General features: G+C 64.3%; 22 protein-coding genes. 12 read left to right on the plus strand and 10 right to left on the minus strand.

The window, feature by feature from the left end:
* The first annotated feature begins 18 nt into the window (after positions 1 to 18).
* From BJ6T_RS28760 to BJ6T_RS28770, 3 genes are all read left to right on the plus strand, one after another.
* Positions 19 to 1644 carry a long-chain fatty acid--CoA ligase gene (locus BJ6T_RS28760; RefSeq protein WP_028169806.1) on the plus strand — a complete coding sequence of 542 codons (1626 nt, stop codon included), beginning with the start codon at positions 19 to 21 and terminating at the stop codon, positions 1642 to 1644.
* A 93-nt stretch (positions 1645 to 1737) separates the two neighbouring features.
* Complete coding sequence (locus BJ6T_RS28765; RefSeq protein ID WP_014496054.1) at positions 1738 to 2847, plus strand: glycoside hydrolase family 172 protein; 1110 nt, start codon at positions 1738 to 1740, stop codon at positions 2845 to 2847.
* A 29-nt stretch (positions 2848 to 2876) separates the two neighbouring features.
* Positions 2877 to 4088, plus strand: coding sequence for an acyl-CoA dehydrogenase family protein (locus BJ6T_RS28770; RefSeq protein ID WP_014496055.1), 1212 nt, complete (start codon positions 2877 to 2879; stop codon positions 4086 to 4088).
* Between the two features lie 658 nt (positions 4089 to 4746).
* Here BJ6T_RS28770 and BJ6T_RS28775 read toward each other — a convergent pair.
* Genes BJ6T_RS28775 through BJ6T_RS28790 form a run of 4 tightly spaced genes read right to left on the minus strand, consistent with a single transcriptional unit; the run spans position 4747 to position 8339 of the window.
* Positions 4747 to 5613 (minus strand): efflux RND transporter periplasmic adaptor subunit, encoded by an 867-nt coding sequence (locus tag BJ6T_RS28775; RefSeq protein WP_014496056.1) that lies wholly within the window; start codon positions 5611 to 5613, stop codon positions 4747 to 4749.
* Entirely contained in the window at positions 5610 to 5816 is a 207-nt protein-coding gene (locus tag BJ6T_RS28780) for a DUF1656 domain-containing protein (RefSeq protein WP_014496057.1), read from the minus strand. Before BJ6T_RS28780 ends, BJ6T_RS28775 begins: the two co-directional genes overlap by 4 nt.
* Complete coding sequence (locus BJ6T_RS28785; protein ID WP_014496058.1) at positions 5813 to 7864, minus strand: FUSC family protein; 2052 nt, start codon at positions 7862 to 7864, stop codon at positions 5813 to 5815. Before BJ6T_RS28785 ends, BJ6T_RS28780 begins: the two co-directional genes overlap by 4 nt.
* 1 nt (position 7865) lies before the next feature.
* Entirely contained in the window at positions 7866 to 8339 is a 474-nt protein-coding gene (locus BJ6T_RS28790; protein ID WP_014496059.1) for a MarR family winged helix-turn-helix transcriptional regulator, read from the minus strand.
* A 92-nt stretch (positions 8340 to 8431) separates the two neighbouring features.
* On the opposite strand from BJ6T_RS28790, the gene BJ6T_RS28795 reads away from it, so the two are divergent.
* Entirely contained in the window at positions 8432 to 9688 is a 1257-nt protein-coding gene (locus tag BJ6T_RS28795; protein ID WP_014496060.1) for an MFS transporter, read from the plus strand.
* A gap of 10 nt (positions 9689 to 9698) precedes the next feature.
* Here BJ6T_RS28795 and BJ6T_RS28800 read toward each other — a convergent pair whose 3' ends face one another.
* Positions 9699 to 10607: an amino acid ABC transporter substrate-binding protein gene (locus tag BJ6T_RS28800; protein WP_014496061.1), complete on the minus strand. Its 909-nt coding sequence runs from the start codon at positions 10605 to 10607 to the stop codon at positions 9699 to 9701.
* A gap of 70 nt (positions 10608 to 10677) precedes the next feature.
* Between BJ6T_RS28800 and BJ6T_RS28805 the strand changes: the two genes are divergently transcribed.
* Genes BJ6T_RS28805 through BJ6T_RS28825 form a run of 6 tightly spaced genes read left to right on the plus strand, consistent with a single transcriptional unit; the run spans position 10678 to position 15478 of the window.
* Complete coding sequence (locus BJ6T_RS28805) at positions 10678 to 11754, plus strand: ABC transporter ATP-binding protein (protein ID WP_240537918.1); 1077 nt, start codon at positions 10678 to 10680, stop codon at positions 11752 to 11754.
* A complete protein-coding gene (locus tag BJ6T_RS28810) occupies positions 11751 to 12494 on the plus strand; it encodes an ABC transporter ATP-binding protein (protein WP_014496063.1) in 744 nt (247 codons plus the stop codon). The genes BJ6T_RS28805 and BJ6T_RS28810 overlap by 4 nt, the downstream gene beginning before the upstream one ends.
* The gene (locus BJ6T_RS28815) at positions 12491 to 13129 is read left to right on the plus strand and encodes a branched-chain amino acid ABC transporter permease (RefSeq protein WP_014496064.1); all 639 of its coding nucleotides are present in this window, start codon (positions 12491 to 12493) and stop codon (positions 13127 to 13129) included. The genes BJ6T_RS28810 and BJ6T_RS28815 overlap by 4 nt, the downstream gene beginning before the upstream one ends.
* Positions 13105 to 13344, plus strand: coding sequence for an ABC transporter permease (locus BJ6T_RS47990; protein ID WP_197538863.1), 240 nt, complete (start codon positions 13105 to 13107; stop codon positions 13342 to 13344). The genes BJ6T_RS28815 and BJ6T_RS47990 overlap by 25 nt, the downstream gene beginning before the upstream one ends.
* Complete coding sequence (locus BJ6T_RS28820) at positions 13341 to 14318, plus strand: branched-chain amino acid ABC transporter permease (RefSeq protein ID WP_014496066.1); 978 nt, start codon at positions 13341 to 13343, stop codon at positions 14316 to 14318. The genes BJ6T_RS47990 and BJ6T_RS28820 overlap by 4 nt, the downstream gene beginning before the upstream one ends.
* A 20-nt stretch (positions 14319 to 14338) precedes the next feature.
* The gene (locus BJ6T_RS28825) at positions 14339 to 15478 is read left to right on the plus strand and encodes an ABC transporter substrate-binding protein (protein ID WP_014496067.1); all 1140 of its coding nucleotides are present in this window, start codon (positions 14339 to 14341) and stop codon (positions 15476 to 15478) included.
* 68 nt (positions 15479 to 15546) lie between these two features.
* Here BJ6T_RS28825 and BJ6T_RS28830 read toward each other — a convergent pair whose 3' ends face one another.
* The 4 genes from BJ6T_RS28830 to BJ6T_RS28845 are packed head-to-tail and all read right to left on the minus strand — an operon-like array spanning position 15547 to position 19713.
* On the minus strand, positions 15547 to 16986 hold the full coding sequence (locus BJ6T_RS28830; protein WP_014496068.1) for an amidohydrolase family protein: 1440 nt from the start codon (positions 16984 to 16986) through the stop codon (positions 15547 to 15549).
* Between the two features lie 27 nt (positions 16987 to 17013).
* Positions 17014 to 18039 (minus strand): ABC transporter substrate-binding protein, encoded by a 1026-nt coding sequence (locus BJ6T_RS28835; protein ID WP_014496069.1) that lies wholly within the window; start codon positions 18037 to 18039, stop codon positions 17014 to 17016.
* Positions 18040 to 18079: 40 nt separating this feature from the next.
* Entirely contained in the window at positions 18080 to 18856 is a 777-nt protein-coding gene (locus BJ6T_RS28840; RefSeq protein WP_014496070.1) for an ABC transporter permease, read from the minus strand.
* Positions 18856 to 19713: an ABC transporter ATP-binding protein gene (locus BJ6T_RS28845; protein ID WP_039229456.1), complete on the minus strand. Its 858-nt coding sequence runs from the start codon at positions 19711 to 19713 to the stop codon at positions 18856 to 18858. The genes BJ6T_RS28840 and BJ6T_RS28845 overlap by 1 nt, the downstream gene beginning before the upstream one ends.
* A gap of 198 nt (positions 19714 to 19911) precedes the next feature.
* On the opposite strand from BJ6T_RS28845, the gene BJ6T_RS28850 reads away from it, so the two are divergent.
* Entirely contained in the window at positions 19912 to 20670 is a 759-nt protein-coding gene (locus BJ6T_RS28850; RefSeq protein WP_014496072.1) for a GntR family transcriptional regulator, read from the plus strand.
* On the opposite strand, the gene BJ6T_RS28855 is transcribed toward BJ6T_RS28850, so the two are convergent.
* Complete coding sequence (locus tag BJ6T_RS28855; RefSeq protein ID WP_014496073.1) at positions 20667 to 21083, minus strand: nuclear transport factor 2-like protein; 417 nt, start codon at positions 21081 to 21083, stop codon at positions 20667 to 20669. The genes BJ6T_RS28850 and BJ6T_RS28855 overlap by 4 nt on opposite strands.
* Before the next feature lie 148 nt (positions 21084 to 21231).
* Between BJ6T_RS28855 and BJ6T_RS28860 the strand changes: the two genes are divergently transcribed.
* Positions 21232 to 22470, plus strand: coding sequence for an amidohydrolase family protein (locus tag BJ6T_RS28860; protein WP_014496074.1), 1239 nt, complete (start codon positions 21232 to 21234; stop codon positions 22468 to 22470).
* The last annotated feature ends 33 nt before the right edge of the window (positions 22471 to 22503 follow it).

Below are 22503 nucleotides of genomic sequence, written 5' to 3' on the forward strand. Positions count from 1 at the left end.
GTGGCTGCGGAGGAGACCATGCAGGGATTGATGATGGACATGCCGCTCCTTATCAGCGGCCTGATCCAGTATGCCGCGGACTATCATGGCGAAGCCGAGATCGTCGCACGCGAGATCGAGGGCGACATCCATCGCTACACCTACGCCGACGCCCATCCACGCATCAAGCGCATGGCGCTGGCTCTGAAGCGGCTCGGCATGAAGCAAGGCGACCGCGTCGGCACCTTGGCCTGGAATACGCACCGCCATTTCGAGATGTTCTATGCCGCGCCCGGCATGGGCTACGTGCTGCACACCATCAATCCGCGGCTGTTTCCCGAGCAGCTCGTCTACATCATCAACCACGCCGAAGACCGGCTGCTGTTCATCGACCGCGCCACGCTGCCGCTGGTCGAGGCGATCGCGCCGCAGCTGAAGACGATCGAGGCCTATGTCGTGATGTCCTCGCGCGAGCGGATGCCGGAGACCAAGCTTGCGAACGTGCATTGCTATGAAGATGTCCTCGCCAGGGAGAACGATGCCGGTTTCGCCTGGCCGGAGTTCGACGAAAAATCCGCATCCACCATCTGCTACACGTCGGGGACGACGGGCAACCCCAAGGGCGTGATCTACTCGCACCGCGCCGCCATCCTGCAGACCATGACTTGCTGCAATTTCGACTTCCTGCCGGGACATCTCGAAGGCGTACGCGAAGTCATGATGCCGATGGCGCCGCTCTTCCACGGCAACGGCTGGAACATGCCGTTCACCGCGCCTTACACGGGATCAAAGCTGGTGCTGCCCGGCCGCAACTATGAGCCCGACAAGCTCTATGAGCTGCTCGAAGGCGAGAAAGTGACGCTCTCCGCCGGCGTGCCGAGCTTCTGGCTGATCCTGCTCGACTGGCTGGGGCGCACCGGCAACAAGTTCTCGACCCTGCGCGCGACGCTGTCGTCCGGCTCGGCGCCCCCGCGTGCGATGGTCGAGAAGCTCAAGCGCGACTATGACATCGACTACGTCCAGGCCTGGGGCATGACCGAAGCCCTGGGCTGCTCGATGCCGGGCTTGCGGCCCGGCTCCGAGCATCTCGGCGACAAGGAGAAATTCGACCGGCGCCAGGTGTCGGGCCGCGCCTGCTTCGGCACATCCTTGCGCATCGTCGACGACGGTGGCAACGAGCTGCCGCGCGACGGCAAGACCGTCGGCCATCTGCGGGCACGCGGGCCGTGGGTCGCCTCCGGCTACATGAAGCTCGACGAAGGCCTCGACCGTGATGGCTGGCTGATCACCGGCGACATGGCGGTGATCGACAGCCAAGGCCACGTCACGCTGACCGATCGCTCCAAGGACGTGATCAAGTCCGGCGGCGAATGGATCTCCTCGATCCAGCTCGAGGACGTCGCCTTGTCCCACCCCGACGTGCTGCAAGCCGCCGTGGTCGCGATCAACCACGAGAAATGGCAGGAGCGTCCGCTGCTCCTCGTCGTCCGCAAGAAGGGCGCGACCATCGACGGCAAGACCTTGCTCGACCACATGCGCCCGAAGATCGCGAGCTGGTGGATGCCCGACGCCGTCGAATTCCTGGACGAATTTCCGATGACCGGCACCGGCAAGGTGCTCAAATCCGCGTTGCGCGAGAAGTTCAGGGAGTACCGTGTCGCCTGAAGTACCCGCGCCCTGCCGCGCGCGGTCTTCATCTTTTGGTAGATTCGACGGCGATATATCGGGGTATCGCTAACTCCAGGGATCGAGGACAGCATGGCGTTTTCCGGATTGGGCCTGCATCTCGGCAATCTGTCGCGCCTGTCGAATGCGCAGACGCGCTCGATCAGCCCCGAGAATTTCACCGGCGAGAAGGGCAAGGGTGGCATGTCCGTCGATGGCCCCGCCGCACGCCAGGCCCGCGATCTCGGCCAGGGCTGGAAGATCTCGCCCTATGTCGTCGTCGAGCCCGGCGCGACCTTTACGCTCGCCGACATTCAGGGCCAGGGCGCGATCCAGCAGGTCTGGATGACGCTGGCGCGCGGGCGGCTGCGCCATTCGATCCTGCGCATCTACTGGGACGACCAAACGCAGCCAAGCGTGGAATGCCCGGCCGGCGATTTCTTCGCCTGCGGATGGGAGGAGTTCGCGCAGGTGTCCTCGCTCGCGGTCTGCGTCAATCCCGGCCGCGCCTTCAACTGTTACTGGGAGATGCCGTTCCGCACGCGCGCGCGCTTCACGCTGGAGAACCGCAGCGAGGAGCAGCTCACCGTTTACTACCAGATCAATTACACGCTCACTGAGGTGCCCGAGGACTGCGCCTATTTCCATGCACAGTTCCGACGCACCAATCCGCTGCCGTACAAGGAGGTCTACACCATCCTCGATGGCGTCAGCGGTGCGGGCCACTACGTCGGCACCTATATGGCGTGGGGCGTCAACAACAACGGCTGGTGGGGCGAAGGCGAGATCAAGTTCTTCATCGACGGCGACGGCGCATTCCCGACCATCTGCGGCACCGGCACTGAGGATTATTTCTGCGGTGCCTATAATTTCGATCCCTATGTCGCGCATGCCGGCCAAGGCCAATCCCGCTACCAGGAATTCACCACGCCCTACGCCGGCCTGCCGCAGGTGATCCGTCCCGATGGCGTCTACAAGTCGCAGCAACGCTTCGGCCTGTACCGCTGGCACATCCCCGATCCCGTGCGCTTCCGCTCCGATCTGCGCGTGACGATCCAGGCGCTGGGCTGGCTGCCGGGCGTCAAGGAGGCGAAGTATCTTCCATTGCAGGACGACATCGCCTCGGTCGCGTTCTGGTACCAGGCGCTGCCGACCCCGCCCTTCCCGAAGCTGGCTGATCCCGACTATCTCGAAATCGGCTAGCCGACCTCCGTCGATCAAGGAGACCAGAGATGCTCTATCCAATGTCGCCCAAAGTCGTCGAGCTCAAGCGCAAGCTCGAGAGTTTCATGGACCGGCACATCTATCCGAACGAGGAGCGCTTCTATCGCGAAGCGGAGGAGCTCGGGCCCTGGAAGGTCTACCCCGTCGTCGAGGAGCTGAAGCCGCTGGCGCGCGCCGAAGGGCTCTGGAATCTGTTCCTGCCGGAGTCCGGCCACGGCGCGGGTCTCACCAATCTCGAATATGCCCCGCTCTGCGAGGTGATGGGGCGCACGCATCTGGCGCCCGAAGTGTTCAACTGCTCGGCGCCCGACACCGGCAACATGGAGGTGCTGGAGCGCTATGGCACGGAGAAGGACAAGGAGCGCTGGCTGAAGCCGCTGCTCGCCGGCGAAATCCGCTCCTGCTTCGCCATGACCGAGCCCGCGGTCGCATCATCCGATGCGACCAACATCGAAAGCTCGATCGTGCGCGACGGCGACCATTACGTCATCAACGGGCGGAAATGGTACACGACCAACGCGACCGACCCGCGCTGCAAGATCTGCATCTTCATGGGCAAGACCGATCCGGACAATCCCGACCGCCACAAGCAGCAATCCATGATCCTCGTGCCGATGGACACGCCAGGCATCGAGGTCAAGCGTCCCCTCCCCGTGTTCGGCTTCTACGGCGTGCCCGACCGCGCTTCCGAGGTCGTCTTCACCAATGTGCGCGTGCCCAGGGAGAACATGCTGCTGGGCGAAGGCCGCGGTTTCGAGATCGCACAGGGCCGCCTCGGTCCCGGCCGCATCCACCACTGCATGCGCCTGATCGGCCTTGCCGAGCGCACGCTGGAAAAGATGTGCCGCCGCGTGCGCAGCCGCGTCGCCTTCGGCAAGCCGGTCTCGGAGCAGACCGTGACGCAGGAGCGCATCGCGGAAGCCCGCATCATGATCGAGCAAGCCCGGCTGCTGACGCTCAACGCCGCCTATGCGATGGACACGGTCGGCAACAAGGTCGCCAAAGCCGAGATCGCGATGATCAAGGTCGCCGTTCCCAACATGGCCTGCCAGATCATCGACTGGGCCATCCAGGCCCACGGCGGTGGCGGCACCTCGAACGATTTTGGCTTGACCCAGGCCTACGCGACCGCGCGCCTGCTGCGGCTTGCCGACGGGCCGGATGAGGTGCACCGAAACCAGATCGCCCGGTTCGAGCTCAAGAAATACTCGAATGCCTGAGCAGACACTGGTTCGTCAGTCCCGATTCGACGCCTGAGCATCGTGGTCTAATCGACGCTTGGCGGCTCCCGGACGGATGCAGATACATTTTGCTTCGAAATTGCTTCGAGCATCGCTCCGAAAATGATGATCGGCAGATAGAACGCAAGCATGATCGTATTCCTCCTGCTGTGACAACCTTGGCCTGCAGGACCAGGTTCCTCAAATTGACGCTCGCCCGCCTCGGAACAATTTCGTCGCTTACCTAGCTACCGACGAAACCGATTCGCAGGCCGTATCAGGAACGCATCGCGTCAATCGCGTGGGCGATCAGAACGACTGCGCTCGCGGCAATGAGAAACACAAACAACCAGCTCATGTCCGCCTCCGATCCCGGAAGTGAACGCGGTCATCCATGCACAGTCAAAAACCATCGGTCTGGAACCGCTATTCAACGGCTGGCTGATGCTTCGCAGCAACATTTGCGTCCGCTGTCGGCTCTATCGGCAGAATGCCAAAAGGAGCAACGCGCCCACGACGCAGGCTGCCAGGACTAAAAACCAAACGCCCATAAGTCCCCCGACTCACACAAGCGCGTCAGGATTAGCCCTGCGATTTGGCATTGAAACGCCTGTTGGCGGTTTTCCCCAAGCCAGGCGCAATCCATGGGCTCGTTGCGTTAGTCCAATACCTCTACCGTCGCGGAGCGGCCGGCGACGAGCGACATGGTGTCGGGGACATTGTCCAGCGCGATGCGCACGGGGACGCGCTGGGCGAGCCGCACCCAGCTGAAGGTCGGGTTGACATTGGCAAGCAGGTTCGCACCCTCGGCGCGGTCGCGGTCCTCGATGCCGGCGGCGATGCTCTCGACATGGCCCGACAGCGTGACCGTCTCGCCCATCAGGCGGACCCGCACCTTGTCGCCGGTGCGGATGCGCGCGAGCTTTGTCTCTTCGAAATAGCCCTCCACATGCAACGTGTCGGTGTCGACCAGCGCCATCACGCCCTTGCCGGCCGTGACGTAGGCGCCGGGACGCAGATCCATGTTGGTGATGACACCGTTCACGGAGGCGTGGACCTCGCTGCGATCGAGGTTGAGCTGGGCGACCGCGCGGTCGGCGACGGCCTGATCGAACGCCGCCTTGGCCTGGAGCTGGGTGGCCAACACCTGCTCCTGCTTCTGCTGCGATACCGCGTCGGTCGTCAGCGCGCTGTAGCGCTTCAAATCGGAATTGGCCTGGTCGAGCGTGGCCTGATGACCCGCCACCGATGCATCGGCTTGCCGCAAGGCCAGCGCGAAACGTTCGCGATCAATCCGGAACAGCACATCGTCGCGATGGACTTTCTGGTTGTCCTTGACCAGCACCTCCGTGACGAATCCGGAGACGTCGGGCGCGACCTGCACCACATCGGCGCGGACGCGGCCGTCGCGGGTCCAGGGCTGCTCCATGTAATAGACCCAAAGCTCACGGCCGACCGCGAGCGCGGCGACGACGGCGAGAACGGTCAGCGCGAGGCGGCCCAACCAGGCGAAATTCCCCTTCATGGCAAAAACTCCGAGAGATAGACGACGCCGCCGAGAAGACAGACGAAAATCGCGAAATCGAACAGCGCACGGTGCCAGACCAGCCGGTAGAGGTCGAAGCGCTGCATCAGCCGGCGCAGCACCGCGCTCAGCGCATAAGCGACGATGATCCACAGCAGCAGCGCCGGCACCAGCACGCCATAGATGTCGATCACGTATCTCATGCGGCAACACTCTCGCCTGTACGCGGCCGGTAGGCCGGTGCGTCCGGGAACAGGCCGCGGCGGATGCCGACGAGGCCGATCAGAGCGTCTTCGCGCGCGCTGTCATTCGAATCCGTCACCGCCTTGGCCAGCGCCCGATCGACGCTGGTCAACAGCTCGCTCGGCATTCCTCCACCGGCATGGCTGCGGCAAGCGATGGCGAGCTGATCAAGCATGTCGTCGATGACGGCAATGGTGGTTGCCGCAAGCCCATAGCGGGCGCGGCGCAGGTCGATGATATTGATCCCGATTCGAAGCTGCACGAGGCTGTCGGCATCGCGGCGATCGCTTTCGGAGAGGAAGGCGATCCGCTGCACCAGAAGGCCAAGACGGTGCAGCATGAGGCCGGCAAACTCTGCCCGATCATGCTTGCCACGGCGCTCGGCAGCGACCGCGAGCGTCTTCCAGCTCGACAGCACCAGGCGATGGGTGACCCACTCTGCGCCCACGCCGCGCGCGATCCGCGTCACGAGCTCGGCGATGACGACGCCGACGAAGAAGGCGACCGCCGAATTGGCATAGGATGCGAAGTCCGCGCTGTAGGTCGATTGCAGCGCCAACAGCGTTGCGGTGTTGGCCGCGAGCGCCATGCCTGTTCCCGCCGTTGCCGGCCGTCCGATCAGCAAGCCGTAGAGCAGAAAGGTCGGCGCCAGCGCGACGATCAGAACCTCGATATGAGAGATCGCCGGCACCAGCGCGAACAGATAGATCGCGACGACAACGATGGCGACCAGCGACCACAGGCCGAAACTGCGGATGAAACGTGCGGGCTCGTCCTGCGCGGCAAAGAAAGAGCACGCGACCGCCGCCATCATCGGCGCCGAGGCGCCGTCGGGCCAGCCGGTCCCGATCCAGAACACGCAGCAGATCAGGATGGCGGTGGCCGCGCCGACCGCCGACCACAAGGCAAGGCCGCGGTCGCGATGGCGTACCGGCGCGGCGCCGGCCTCGGAACGGAAGGCCAGATCGAGCGTCGAAACATTGCGGCTCTCGGCGATGGCCTCGCTGAGCACGCGGCAGTCGCGCGAGAGGTCGACAAGCTCGCGCAGCCGCAACAGCAGGCTCGTGGTGATGATCCGCTCCCATGAGGCGCTGTCATCGAGCACCGCCTGTCGCTCTGCAATCATGGCGCGGATCAGCGCGGCCGGTTGCCGCGCGCCGACGTCGCTCGCAATCCATTGCGCAAGAGCCTCCAGCAGCCGCTTCAGCTCGGGCTGCCGGCGCAACGCCTCCTCCCCCAGCGCTGCCAGCCGATCCTCCAGCGAGGCGATCACCGGCAACAGCATCAGCATGCGCAGCCGGATCTCGCCGAGGCCGATCACCGCATTGCGATCAGCCAGCCGGTCATACGCAAGATGGGTGGAAAGCGTGTCGATCTCGACGATGTCGGTCGCAAGCTTGAGTCGCCTGCCACGGCGCGTTTCACTCGTTCCCTGACGAAGCAGCACCGCCTGGCTCAGGCGCTTCGCATCCGACAGCCAGGCATCGACGCGATTGGCAACGGCCGGCGCGACGCTGCGAGGAAAGACGATGGTGGAGACGAGGCTCGCGCAGATGATGCCGAGGGAAATCTCCTCCACACGCGCAACGGCGGTATCGAAGATGGCACCGGGCTCGGAGACCGAGGGAAACCCGATCAACGCGACCGTGTATCCAGCCAGCATGAAGACGTAACTGCGCGGCGTGCCATCCAGCAGCGACAGATAGAGGCAGAGCCCGACCCAGAGCGCGATCGCGAGGCAAAGCAATTCCGGCGCATCGATCAGGTTCGGCACTAGCGCCACCGTCATGGTGGCGCCGACCAGCGTGCCCATGACGCGGAAGAACGCTTTTGAGCTGGTCGCGCCCGCCAGCGGCTGCGAGGTGATGTAGACCGTCGCCATCGCCCAATAAGGCCGCGGCAGGTCCATGGCGAATGCGATGACGAGCGCCAGCATCGACGCGGCAAACGTCTTCAACGCAAAAATGACGTCCGCGTGGCGGACCAGGAACGGCTCGTCTGCGCGCATGCTATTTCGTCTCTGGACCGGTCTTGGTGTCCTGCAGGCGACTGGCCCGCTGCTCGATGCGCTGAAGAGTTTCGAAGGTTATCGCAAGTTCCTCGGGTCGGATATCCTTGAGCAGGCTCGCCCGCACCCGGCGAAGCACCCGGTTGGTCTCTTCGACCTTGACCTCGCCCGCTTTGGTCAGATGTAGCGTTTTGGCACGGCGGTCGCTCGGATCCTCGCGACGTTCAACCAGCCCCTCGGCCTCGAGCAGATCGATCAACCGGACCAACGACGGCCCCTCGATGCCGAGCTCGTCGGCGAGCACGCCCTGGCGCACGTTCTCGCCCTGACGCGACAGCACCAGCAGCGGAATCGCGGTCGCATAGGACAGGCCGTGATCGGACAGCGCCTGATCCGACTCGCGGCGCCAAATGCGGGCCAGTCGCGCGATGAGACGGCCAATCTCGCCGTGAATATGAGCCTGCGAGGGAGCCATGCAAATTAGATAGGACGCGAACTATTAGCCTGCAACTATATAATCCGGCGTATCGCAATCGATCACGCAAATGCGAACGAGGACAGCGCTGGATGGGACCGGGTTCCGCGACCGAGGCAAGGGAGACGATGGCGGGCGAGAGCACGCTGACGCTGGTCCCGACCTTCGTGGTCGTCGCTGTGGACGCCACGGGCATGGGAATCATCCTGCCGTTGCTGCCGTTCTACTCGCAGCGGCTCGGTGCAACGCCGTTCCTGCTCGGCGCGCTGATCTCGGCCTATGCCGTCTGTCAGCTCGTTGCCGGCCCTGTGGTCGGCATGCTCTCGGATCGGTTCGGACGGCGGAAGGTTCTGGTCGTCAGCCAGATCGGAACTTTCATCGGCTTCATCCTGCTCGCATTGGCGGGCAACCTGACGCTGGTGTTCCTGGCACGCATCATCGACGGCCTGACCTCAGGCAACATCTCGGTCGCTCACGCCTATGCTGCCGAGCACAGCGCGCCGGCAACACGCAAGCAGGCACTCGGCATGACCAGTGGCGCGATCGGGACCGGGCTGCTGCTCGGCCCTGCTCTGTCGAGCTTCCTCGTGCATTACGGCCAGACTGCGCCGGTGTGGGCCGCGGCCGCCCTCTCGCTGATCAGCATCGTTGCGACGATCGCCCTGCTCCCGCCTGATCACCCGGCGTCCGAGCCGCTCTACCAGCATCGCGTACCCGAGCCGACATTGCCCCGCAGCCTGCTCGGCATGCGCTACGCCTGGCGGCTGCTCGGCCTGCTCATCGTGTTCTTCTTCGTCAACTCGATGTTCCTGTCGCAGATCGGCCTGTTCCTGTCGGCGCGGTTCTCCTGGGACGGACATCCCTTCGGCGCGCGCGAGCTCGGCTGGATGTTCGCCTATGCCGGCTTCATCAACATGGTGGTTCAGGGTCTTTTGATCAGCCGCGCGAACCTGGTCGCCTCCGACCGGGTCATCGTGATGGCGGCGTTCGCCTGCATGGGCCTTGGATTCGCAGGGCTTGGATTTGAAGGGCTTGGATTTGCAGGATCGGCGGCCGGCAACGGCATCGGCCTGCTCGCGGTCGAGCTGACGCTGATCATCGTCGGCACCATGTTCGCCCGCAGCACGCTCACGGCGGAGTTGTCGCGGTCGACCGCGATCAACCGCCAGGGCATGATCATGGGCCTCAACCAGTCCCTGATGTCGGGCGCGAATATCAGCGCACCGCTCCTGAGCGGCGCGCTGATCGGTCATCGACTGTTCGCGACCTGGGCGCTCGCCATGGCCGCGATCGCGGTGATCGGCGCGGCGCTGGCGGGCCAGCTCCTCGACACGCCGCGGGCGCGCTAGCGGCCTCGCCTCAGTTCACCACGTAGACGTCGGGATCGAAGCTCGAGCTCGGCTTCTTGAAGGCGTTGCGCAGGGCGGCCGACATCGGGACATTGTAGTTGAGGCCGTTCGGCGGGGTCGGCGATTCCAGCCAGCGCTTGTAGAGCACCTCGATCTCCGGGCTCGCGTAGAGCTCGGCGGTCGCGCGATCGGCGAGCGCCTTGAACGGCGCATCCTCCCGCCGCAGCATGATCCCGAAGGGCTCGGCCTTCGAGAACGTCTCTTCGCTGATCATGAACAGCGCCGGCTCCTTCGAGCGCGCAATCGCGACCGCAAGCTGGACGTCGTCGAGCGCGTAAGCCTGAGCGCGGTCGGTTTCCAGCAGCAGGAACGCTTCGGCTTGATCCACGGCCGGCATTATTCTGATGCCGAGATTTCGCTCGGTGTTGACCTTGGCAAGCTGATTCAGATTGACCGAGCCTGCCACCGCCGTGACGGCCTTGCCCTTGAGATCGTCGATCGTGTTGATCTTCGCGGCTTTCTTGGCCGCAAACCGGGTTGCGCTGAGGAAATGCGTATTGGTGAAGGCGACCTGCTTCTGGCGGTCGGCGTTGTTTGTTGTCGCCGAGCAGTGCAGATCGAGGGTGCCGTTGACCATCAGCGGAATCCGGTTCGACGACGTCACGGCGAGCGTGTCGACGGCGATGTCGGGCATGCCGAGCTGCTTCTTCACGGCATCCACGATCTTGAGGCAGATATCCATCGCAAAGCCGATCGGCTTCTGGTTGCCGTCGAGATAGCTGAAGGGGACCGAGGCCTCCTGATAGCCCAGCGTGATCTTCTTGGTCTCCTTGACCTTCTGGAGCGTGCCCGACAGGTCCTCGGCTGAAGCTGCGCCCGCAAGACATGTGACGGCCAGGATAATTGTGGGAAGACGCATCGCAGGGCTCCTAAAGGGGGTCATGGGCTGCGCCGCGGCGCAACTCCGGGGTTCATAGCCCACAGCCCGAATGATCGCCAGACGAGGTTCCGTCTATCAGCTATTGCGGTTTTGTATGTACCACAGCGGGAGAAAATACCGTGCGGCGCCGTCAGGGTTGAGCGCGCTACGTGCAGGCGTCTCTGGTCTGACAACCAGTCAGCACAAGTTTTCAGAGTTGGCGCGCAATACCTTGCCTCTCGCGAGGCCGCCTCCGGTGCGATTTGATCCCGCATCGATTGCCGTGCGCTGCCTCGCCAAAAAGGACCGGTTGCCGTCAGCGCGGCCGGGACAACAAGGGATGGACGGCCGGGTGGCAAGTTCCGGGGAAACGCGTCGCGGCGCGAGCGAGGTGCTGCGGGTCGAAGGGCTGACCGTGCAGTATGGCGCGCTCGTCGCCCTGCGCGACGTAAGCTGGTCAGTCCATAACGACGAGATCCTCGGCATCATCGGCCCCAACGGCGCGGGAAAAAGCAGCTGCTTCGCCGCCGTCACGAATGCCGTCACCCATCGCGGCCGCACATTCCTCGACAAGGCCGACGTCTCGGCGCTCCGGACGTTCGACCTCGCCGGCCGCGGCCTGCGCCGCACCTTTCAACAGAACTCGTTCTTCGGCGAGCTGACCGTCCTGCAGAACGCGGTCTCGGCCATCTTCCGCGATTTCTCGACCGATCTCGCCACATCCCTGTTCGCGCCCTGGCGCGAGGCCACGACGCGCCGCGCAGCCGAACTTGCGGCCGCACAACTGCTCGACTTCTTCGGCATCGCCCGGCAGTACCACGACCAGCTTCCCGGGGACATTCCCTACGGCGTGCAGCGCCTGCTCTCGGTCGCACTCGCCTATGGCAACGGCGCAAAGGTGCTCCTGCTCGATGAACCCGCGGCCGGCCTCAGCGGCGGCGACATGAAGAAGCTCGCCGACGTCCTGATTGGCCTGCGCAAGCGTAACCTCGCCCTCGTCGTCATCGAGCACCACATGGACCTCATCATGTCGATTGCCGATCGCATCGTCATGATCGACCAGGGTGCGATGCTGGCGACGGGAACGCCTGTTGACATCCAGCGCGATCCCCGCGTGCGCGAAGCCTATCTGGGACGCGACGAATGAGCGGCGTACTCCAGAGCGACGGTCTCTCGGTCCGCTACGCAGGCAATGTCGCGGTGTCAGACGTCAATATCGCCGTGCCCGCGGGGCGAATGGTCGGCCTCGTCGGCGCCAACGGCGCCGGCAAGACCACGCTGGTCAATGCGCTCGCCGGCTGGTCCCGTGGCCGCGCCGTGGTCACCGGCAGCGTCCAGCTCGAAGGACGCAGTATCGAGAAACTCGCCGCGCACGAGCGGGTGGCGCGCGGCCTTACGCTGGTGCCGGAAGGCAAGAACATCTTTGCGGAGCTGACCGTCGACGAGAACCTGGCACTGGTGCGGCCGCCTGCGGACACGACCGGCCGGCATCTCTTCACCATCCCCGAGGTTTTCGAGTTCTTCCCGCGCCTCGCCGAGCGGCGCTCGCACAAGGGCGCAGCGCTCTCCGGCGGCGAGCGGCAGATGCTCGCGGTCGGGCGCGCCTTGCTCGCCGGCCCGCGCGTGCTGATGCTGGACGAGCCTTCCGCGGGCCTCGCGCCCCGGCTGATCACGGACCTGCTCTCCCGCATCCGCCTGCTGGTCGATCGCGGCCTGCCGGTGCTGCTGGTCGAGCAGAACGTCAAGGCGGCGCTGAAGGTGGTCGACCACCTCTACCTGCTCGAACGCGGCAAGATCGTCGGCGAGGGTCCTGCCGACGTCATGGCCGCGGACCATCGCATCATCGAGGCCTATCTCGGCACCATCGCCGATGGAACGCCGGCATGAATATCGCGCAGCAGATCATCAACGGCATCGTGCTTGGCTCCGGTTATGCCTGCATCGCGCTGGGCTGGACCATTTTGCTCGGCGTCGCACGACTGGTGAATTTCGCCCATGGCCAGCTCTACATGCTCGGCGCCTTCGTCACCTGGTACGCCATCACCAAACTTGGCCTGCCCTACCCGCTCGCCATTCTGGCGGCGATCATCGTGCTCGGCGTCATCGGCCTCCTGATGCAGAGCGCGATGATGCGTCTGGTCATGACGCAGAACCTCACCAGCCTGATGATCGTGACGCTCGGCCTCGGCTACGTCCTGCAGGGCGGCAGTGCGCTGATCTTCGGCGGCAATCCGCAGACGCTGCCCGGAACATTGGCGCGCGCCAAGATCGACATCGGTCCGCTCTGGTTCACCTGGCAGGACGTGCTGGTGCTGGTCGTCACCCTTCTTCTTTATGGCGCAATCTGGCTGTTCACCCAGCGAACCCGCTTCGGCTCGGTCATCCGCGCCGTCGCCGAGGACCCGAAGCTCGCAGAGCTGTTCGGGATCAACGCAAAGTTCGTCTATCTCGGCGTCTTCGTGTTCGAATGCTCCGCGGTCGCGCTGGGGCGGCGCTGGTGGGGCCCCGCTCGCCGATCCTGACCAGCATGGGTTTCAACGAGGTCATCATGACCTTTGTCGTGGTCGTGCTCGGCGGCATCGGCTCGATCGGCGGCGCGCTCGCAGCCGGGCTCGGGCTCGGCCTGTTCACCGCGTTCTTCGGCGCGTTCGTCGCGCCGGCCTATACGACGGCAGCGGCCTTTGCGCTGTTGCTGGCGCTGCTCGTGATCCGTCCCGCGGGGCTTGCAACCAAATGACCGCGATCGAATCCCCGCAACCCGCCTCGATCCCATTCCTGCGCCTCGCCGCAGTCGCGGCCTTCGTCGTGATCGGCTTCGTCCTGCCGCGCCTGCTCGGCGGTACCTCAGTCGCCTATTCCACGCTGACCACGATCGCGATCTTCGCGGTGATGTGCTACGGCGCCGACATCGTGCTGTCCTATCTCGGCGAGGTCAGCCTCGGCCACACCGTGTTCTGGGCCATCGGCGGCTATGCGGCCGCGAACCTCTCGGTCAAATACGGCCTGAACGGCTGGGCGACGGCGGCCGCAACGATCGCGCTGTGCCTCACGGCCGCGGCCTTCCTCGGCGCCGTCACCTTGCGGACCCGCGAGTTCGTGTTCTCCCTCGTGACCTATGCGGCCGCCGTGGTCGCGTACGAGATCGCGTTCAACTGGGACGCCGTCGGTGGCTCCGACGGCATCGTCGGCATTCCGCCGCTGAAGCTCCCATTGCTCGTGACCAACTTCTCCGGCGCGATGCAGGAAGATCTCTGGCCGATCGCCTTCGCGCTGCTGCTGCTCACCCTCGCCTTCATCGCGCGCTTCCGCCGCTCGCGGCTGGGTACCACCGCGCTGATGGTACAGATGAACCCCGCGCTGGCCGCAAGCCTCGGCGTCGATCCGCGCCGGATCAGGCTCGCCGTGTTCGTGATCTCGGCACCGATCACCGGGCTTGCCGGCTGGCTTTACGCCTATCAGCGCGCCTATGTCGGCCCCGACATGTTCGAGTCCTACTTCCTCGTCATGATGCTCACCGCGATCGTGCTGGTCGGGCGCCGTATCCTGCTCGGCCCCTTGATCGGCACCGCCCTCCTGATTGTCCAGCAGAACTTGCTGTCGCTCGGCGGCGACTGGAACAAGATCGTGTTGGGATCGGTGCTGGCGCTCGTCCTGATCTTCTGGCCCGCCGGGCTCGTGGGCCTCTACCGCCGTATCACCAAGAAGACGTAGAACGCATTGGGAGGAAGCGCATGCACAAGACGAAACTGGCTCTCGCGCTAATATTGGGTCTCGCATCCGTGCCTGCCGTGGCGCAGGACATCAAGGTCGGCACCATCTTTCCACTCAGCGGCGGCGCCGGCCCTGATGGCCAGACCGTGACCAACGCCGTCAAGCTGATGGTCCAACAGATCAACGACAAGGGCGGCCTGCTCGGCCGCAAGCTGACGGTGATCTCCAAGGATGACGAGAGCACGCCCGCGGTCGGCGTCAGCCGCGCCAACGAGATGGTTGCAGAGAAGGCGGACATCGTCATCGAAGGCTGGAACTCACCGGTCACGTTGGCGATGCAGCCGATTCTCGCCCGCGGCAACATTCTCGACTTCACCGCGGTCTCGAAGTCAGATCTGATCCTCAGCGGCGAGACGAACCCTTACGCGATGCGCATCAACAGCTCGAACGGCTTCGATGCGGAAGTCATCGCAAAATACGTCGCTCAGACGATGAAGGCGAAGAAAATCGCGTTTCTCACCCAGAACGACGTCTATGGCAACGGCTTTCAGACCGCCGTCGAGGCCGAATTCAAGAAGTTGAACTTTTCGGGCGAAGTCATCATGACCGAAAAGTTTGCGTTCAAGGACACCGATTTCCGCGTCCAGCTGACCAATATCAAGGGTGCCAATCCAGACGCCGTCATCGTCACTAGTTCGTCGAATTCCTCAGGCCTTCCCGCGCTGGTCGACCAGTATCGCCAGGCTGGCATAAAATCCACCTTCGTCGGCGCCGTCGGCATCATGCTGAGCACCGTGTACAAGGTCGCCGGCGACGCCAACAACGGCGTGATATCGGCCGACATCTTTTTCCCCGATCTGCCGCCGTTCACGACGCAGCCGGAGAGCGTAGCGTTCGTCGCCGCCTACAAGAAGGCCTACGGCGTTGATCCGGACAAGAGCGCCGCGCTCGGCGCCGCCGCCGTGCAGGTGTGGGCGCAGGCGGTCGAACAGACCAAGTCGCTAGATCGCAAGACCGTGGCAGAGGCGATCCGCGGCAAGCCCGTCAAGGGCACCGTGTTCGGCGACGTCCAGTTCCTGCCGAACGGCCAGATGCAGCCTCGCTATGTCGTTTTCGAGGTGGTCGACGGCAAGAGCGCCAAGCTCAAGGCATTGCAGTAACGACTGCATTCGAGCCTTTCGGAGCGCCCGCCTGGTCGTCAGGCGGGCGTTCTTTGATCGTGTCCCATTTATTCGCAGGTGAGCTGCTGCTCGAACCAGCCGGAGACCCGCTCCGACAGCGGCGGCCAAACGCGCTGGAAATTCGAGAGCTTGCCGACATTGGCGCGGTACGTTGCCCGCAATTCCTGCTCGATGGCCGGCAGGTCAACGCCCATGCAGGCCCCGTCCTTCGCGATCGTCTTGCCGGCGACGACGACCTCCTTCACCAGCGACGCATTGCCCCGCGCGAACAGAAGCGCCATGGGGTCAACGGGCATGATCTGATCTCGGTCCAGCCGGTCGAGGTCGATCACGACGAAATCGGCGGGATTGCCTGCGACGAGCTCGCCGCTCCCGGGCGCGCCGGTGGCACGACGCCCGTTGCGGACAGCAAGCGCGAACAGCTCGGCCGGCGTCCATGTAGCCCTGAAGCCGAGGCCGCCATGGGCCATCTGCACCAGCCGCATCTCGCGCAGGATGTCGTCGTCCTCGTCCAGCGCCAACCCGTCGACGCCGACCGCGATGGTGCAGCCGCATTTGTGTGCGGCGGCGATCGGGGCGAGCCCCGAGCGCAAATGCATGTTCGAGCTGAAATTGGTGACGATGCGCGCGCCGGAGGCCGCGATCATCTCCAGCTCATCGGGACGGGCGTGGATGCAGTGCGCCAGCGTCAGCCGTTCCGAGAGGAAGCCGATCTCGCGCAGCCAGCGCACCATATCCGGAAAATTCCGGTCGGCCCAGGCGCGCTGGTACACGGTCTCCAGCAGATGCATGTGAATGCGGCGCCCCGTCTGGGCGGAGTTCTCCGCCACCGCCTCCAGCAGCGGCTTCGAGCACCATTGCACGCCGGCGGGTCCAAGCTGCACGTCGACCATCGGGCTTGCGATGGCCGCGGCAATCGCATTGGTCAGCTCGATATAGGCCTTCGGAGACATCGGCGCGCGGACAAAGAGGTCTTCGATGGTTTGGCGGTCGTCACTGGGGAGGCCGGAGAGAATCGGCTCGGCATCGCCATAAACGATCGGATTCTGGTCCCGCACCGCGAGGGCAAATGCCACGCGGATGCCGACATCGGATGCCGCCCTCGCAATCGCCTTGGCTTCATCGAGCAATGGCATCGTCCCGCTTGGGCGGGTGTAGTGCACCATCATCGCCGCGCAACCAGCCCTGGCGGAACGTGCCAGTGCGGAGGCCGCGGTCAGATAGGGATCGATGGGCGAACCGAGCGCGGTGCGCAGGATCCAGCCTTCGAGGGGCATGCCGACCGCCCCGAAGGACGACGCGGTCGCGCGCGCGTGGTCATGGGCGTTGACGAAGGCAGGAATGACGAAGGAGCGAGGCCCGCCAGCAGGCCCCGCTCCTTCAAGAATGTCGGTGATGATACCGTTGTCGTGCCGCAGCACGACATTGTCGGTCACACCGAGATCAGGGCCACGGAACAGGCCGGTTGCCGCAATCCCCGTGGCCATGACGGTCTCTCCAAAGATCTGTGAAGATCAGTTGGCAGTATACACCAGCTCGCGCTCCGCACGCGGCGGCAGGAACTCGCGCGAGAACACCTCTGCCGGTGTCGGCGCGCGGGCGAGCTGATAGCCCTCGACCACGATGCCGATGGCGCGCGTCATGCGGTCGTCCTTGATGTCGCCGATGCCGATCTCCTTCATCTCCGGCGAGACGATCAGCTTGTCGAAGGAGTATTGCAGCCGGCGCTTCTCGACGGCGACGTCGATCAAATTGTCGTAGTTCAGCGCGGCCTTCATGCCGGCGTTCTGATCCTTGGCCACCGCGATCGCGCCCTTGTTGATGGCGCGCACGAGGCCGGCCACCGCCTTCGGGTTCGACGCGATCAGCTTCTTCGAGACCATCACGCCGTTGGAATAGAGGTCGAGGCCGTACTCACCGAACGAGAACCATTTGAAATCCTTGTCCGGGTCCTGGCGGTTGAGCACCAGGTTGAAATAGCTGGTGATGTTGAACACGAGCGCCGCGTCGATGTCGCCCTTGATCAACATCGGCTCCTGCAGGTTCGGCGCCATGTTGGAGATCTTGATCTTCTCGCCGTCGAGCCCGTTCTTGCGGGTGAACACCGGCAACAGCCGCGTCGTCGGCGTGCCCTGCGCGCCGCCCAGCGTGTGGCCTTCAAAATCCTTGATGGTGTTGATGCCGCTGGTCTTCTTGGCGACGATCGCGAACGGCGGCTGGTTCCACATCATGTAGACCATGACGGGCGCCTCCTGCGGCTTGGTCGAGGCGTTCTGGATGATGGCGTTGACGTCGCCGAAGCCGGCGTCATAGGCCCCCGACATCACGCGCGTGACAGTGGCGCCGGAGCCCTCGCCCTGATCGATGACGACGTTGAGGCCTTCCTCTTTGAAATAGCCGTTGTCCTTGGCATAGAAGAATGCGGCATCGCTGCCTTGCGTCTTCCAGCCCAGCGTGAACTTGATCGTGGTGTCCTCGGCCACGGCGGCGCCCGCGGACAGGGCCAATCCCAGCAGCGCGACAGTTACTTTTCTCAACATCCAGACCTCCTCAGGCTTCGTTGCGTGACGGTTCAGAAATTCAGGTGGCGATCACGTCGTTCTTGCGCGTGGCCCAGCCGGTGACACGGCCTTCAATCAGCGAGAACACGGCATAGAGCGCGACACCGAGGCCGGCGAGCACGAACAGGCCGGCGAACACCAGCGGCACGTTGAAATTCGAGGACGCGGTCATCATGACGTTGCCGATGCCGCGGTTGGAGGCGACCGTCTCCGACAGCACCGCACCGACGAAGGCATAGGAGATCGCGACCTTCAGCGAGGCGAAGAAGAACGGCATGGTGCGGGGCAGGCCGACGTTCCAGAGGATGTCGAACTTGCTGGCGCCGAGCGCCTTCAACACGTCTTCGAGCTCGGGCTCGGTGGTCGCAAGGCCCGTCGCGATATTGACGACAATCGGGAAGAAGCAGATCGACAGCGCGGTCAGCACCGCCGGCACCGTGCCGGAGCCGAACCACAGCACGAAGATCGGCACCACCGCGACCTTGGGGATCGAGGAGAAGCCGATCAGCAGCGGATAGCAGGTGTCATAGGCCGTCCTGGAGACGCCGATGATGGCGCCGAGGGCGACACCCAACGCAACGCCGAGGACGAAGCCGAACATGGTGGTCGCGAGCGTCTGCACGATGTGCGGCCACAGCACCGGAAAGCGCTGGAACAGCGTGACAAAAACCTGCGACGGCCGCGGCAGCACCAGGTCGGACATGCCCGTCATCAGGCAGAACAACTCCCAGGCGACGAAGAACAGCACGATCAGTCCCGCCGACCATGCCTTCTGCCTGACATCGATCCCGAACATCAGCCTGTCCTCTGTCGGGCTGCACTGCGCGCATCCTCGATGAAGGCGCGCAGCTTCTGGTTCAGCGCGACGAAATCCGGCTCGAACGTCATGGCGACGGTGCGCGGCCGCGCGAACTCCACACGGCTGTCGTCGAGGATGCGGCCCGGACGCGCGCTCATCACGCAGATGCGGCTCGCCAGGAAACCGGCCTCGCGCAAATCGTGCGTCACCAGCAGCACCGTCGGCTTGTGCGTCATCCAGAGGTTCTGGAGGATCGCCCACAGCTCCTCGCGGGTGAACTGGTCGAGCGCGCCGAACGGCTCATCCAGCAGCAGCATGCGCGGCTCATGGATCAGCGCACGGCAGAGATTGGCGCGTTGGAGCATGCCGCCGGATAGCTGCCAGGGATAGTGACTGCCAAATCCCCTGAGACCGACCTGCTCCAGCAGCGCATTGGCCTTGTCGCGAAACTCGGTCTTGCGCAGCTTGCGGAAGTTCGAACGGAACGGCTCGACGATCTTCAGCGGCAACATGATGTTCCGCTCGATCGTCATCCACGGCAGCATGGTCGGGTTCTGGAACGCCATGCCGACCCGCAGCGCCCGTGCCGCGACCTCGCGGCCGCCGACGATGACGACGCCGCTGGTCGGCTGCACCAGGCCAGAGACGAGGCGCAAAATGGTCGATTTGCCGCATCCGGACGGGCCGACCAGTGCGACAAACTCGCCGTCGGCGATCCGCAACGTCGTCTTCGACAGAGCGGGCACGGCGCGGTCGCCGCGCCCGAAGGTCACGGAGGCCTCGGACAGCTCGATGGCGACAGGGCCGGAGCCTTCGGGAACAGGCTGGCCGTCAAATTGGGCGTTGGGTTGCATGCGCATCACAGCCAAAGTGTATGCAAGCTGAGTGCCAATCGATCGGTCCCGCAGAATCAATGATTTGGCCAAACACCTCGTCGGATGGCCGGATTCGATTTAGGCAATCAGGACGCCAAACTGCATGCAATTGGAGCGCCGGATCGGAGCAACCTTGTGCTAAAGAGAGGTTTCGACCCTCCCCTTAAGGATTCGCCGATGGCGGCGCGCACCACCAGCAAGACCTCTGAATCATCTGACAAGGTCGGCGTGATCTGCCGCGCACTCAGGCGCGCGATCATCGAGCAGGCGCTGGAGCCCGGTGCAAAGCTGCCCGAGGATGCGCTGGGCGAACGTTTCGGCGTAAGCCGCACCATTGCGCGCCATGCGCTGGGGCAGCTTGCTGCTGAAGGCCTCGTCGAGCTCCGCCGCAACCGGATCGCGGTGGTGGCGACGCCGAGCTGGCAGGAGGCGCGCGATGCCTTCGACATCCGCATCCAGCTCGAGGGGCTTGTCGTCCGCCAGCTCGCGGGCAAGCTGAGCAAGAGCCAGATCGCCGAGTTGAATGCCCATGTTGACGCCGAGGACCGCGCACGCGGCGGCACAGACGCAGTTTCGATCCGGCTCGCCACCGAATTCCACATCCTGCTCGCGCACATGACGAACAGCCCGATCCTGGTGCGCTATGTCAGCGAGGTCGCCTATCGTTGCTGCCTGACGCTATCGCTCTACAGCCGACCGCACTCAACCGAATGCGCGATCAACGAGCACCGCGCCATCATCGCATCGCTCGCCAAGGGCGACGAGGTCAAGGTGATGGAATTGATGCATCATCATCTCGATTCCGTGGCCAATCGTGCATTGGTGGCCCCCACCCCACAACGTGGCCGCGACCTGCTCGATATTCTCGCGCCTTATGCGGACGAAGTGACGAGCGACCGCGTCGTCAAGCTGCCCAAGGTCGCGCGAAGAGGTTAGGCTTCGATCCCGCGCTGGACGAGGATGCGCTCGGCGCTGTCGTTCCAGACGTCCATCTTCACGATCTGCCCACCCCGCACGACGAAGCGATCGACATAGCGGTTGCCCTCGAACGGCGTGCCGTCCATCCACTCGCCATAGAGCGCGCCGACGCTGTAGACGATGGTCTCGTCCGTGCCCGGACAGACGTCGAACCGGTCCATCTTCTTCTTGACCCAGCGATAGCGGTTCGCATTGAAGCCGGTCGGGCCGCGCGGATGATCGAACTCGCGCCCACCGGTAAACGTGATCACCGTGCCCGGCTTCATATAGGCCGCAGCCGCATCGGGATCGGGTATCATCGACGCCGTGAGATAGGCCTCCACGATCTCGGCGTCGGTCATCGGGCGTTGGGCTTTTGCGGGGGCGGACATGGCGGGCTCTCCGAGGTGCCGGCATTCTACAATTCACGCCGTAAAGTGCATGCACATTTTTTGAACAATTTGGTGGCATAACTGCACACAATCTGGAGCTGCCAGCTTCCAAAGCTTCCGCTAGGCTACCACAGCTGAATCCGACGCCATGACCGCCCAACCCGCCTTCGACCTGATCTTCCGCAACACGCTGTTGCGATCATCCGCCGCACCCGTCGATATCGGCGTGAAGGGCGGCCGCATCGCCGCGATCGAGCCGCGACTTGCCTGCGAGACTGTCGAGGTCGACGTCGGCGGGCGCCTCGCCCTGCCCGGGTTCGTCGACACCCACATCCACCTCGACAAGGCCTGCCTGCTCGGCCGCTGCGGGCACGATCACGGCAGCGTCTCGGACGCGATCCGCGCCGTGGCCGGGATGAAGAAGGACTTTACGGTCGATGACGTCTACGCGCGCGGCGCAAAAGTGCTCGAACGCGCCATCGTGCACGGCACGACGCGTATGCGGACCCATGTCGAGATCGACCCGCGGATCGGCCTGCGCGGCTTCGAGGCGGTCAAGTCGCTGAAGCGCGACTATGCCTGGGCCATCGACCTGTCGCTCTGTGTCTTCCCGCAGGAAGGCCTGACCAACGATCCCGGCAGCGAAGAGCTGCTGGTGCAGGCGCTGCGCGACGGCGGCGATGCGATCGGCGGCTGTCCCTACATGGACACCGACCCGAACGCGCACCTCGAGCGCATCTTTGATCTCGCGCAGGAATTCGACGTCGACGTCGACCTCCATCTCGATTTCGACCTCGACCCCTCCTGGTGGCACCTCGACGAGGTCTGCCGGCAGACCGAGCGGCGCAGCTACGGGGGACGCGTGGCGATCGGTCATGCAACAAAACTCTCGGCGCTGCCGCCCGATCGGATGAAGGCGGCCACCGCGCAACTGGCGAGATCAGGCGTTGCCGTCACCGTGCTGCCCGCAACCGATCTCTATCTGATGGGCCGCGAAGCCACCCACAACGTGCCGCGCGGGCTGACGCTTGCGCACAAGCTCGCCGGCGAAGGCGTGCTGTGCTCGGTCGCCACCAACAACGTGCTCAACCCGTTCACGCCGTTTGGCGACGCCTCGCTGCTGCGGATGGCAAATTTCTACGCCAACGTCGCGCACGCCTCGGTCAGCGAGTTCGATACCTGTCTCGATCTCGTGACCGAGTTGCCGGCGCGGCTGATGAACCTTGGCGATTACGGCATCAAGGTCGGCAACCCCGCAGACCTCGTCGTGCTCGATACCCAGGACAGCCGCTTCGCCATCGCCGAGTTGCCGGACATCGTGATGGGCTTCAAGGCTGGCCGGCAGACGTTTGAGCGGCAGCGGCCCACCTTGTTCGGGCCGGGCTGACCGACTTTCCGCGCCTTGCGCCCTACCCGCAGC

This window comes from Bradyrhizobium japonicum USDA 6, from assembly GCF_000284375.1.
Classification (GTDB): Bacteria; Pseudomonadota; Alphaproteobacteria; order Rhizobiales; family Xanthobacteraceae; genus Bradyrhizobium; species Bradyrhizobium japonicum.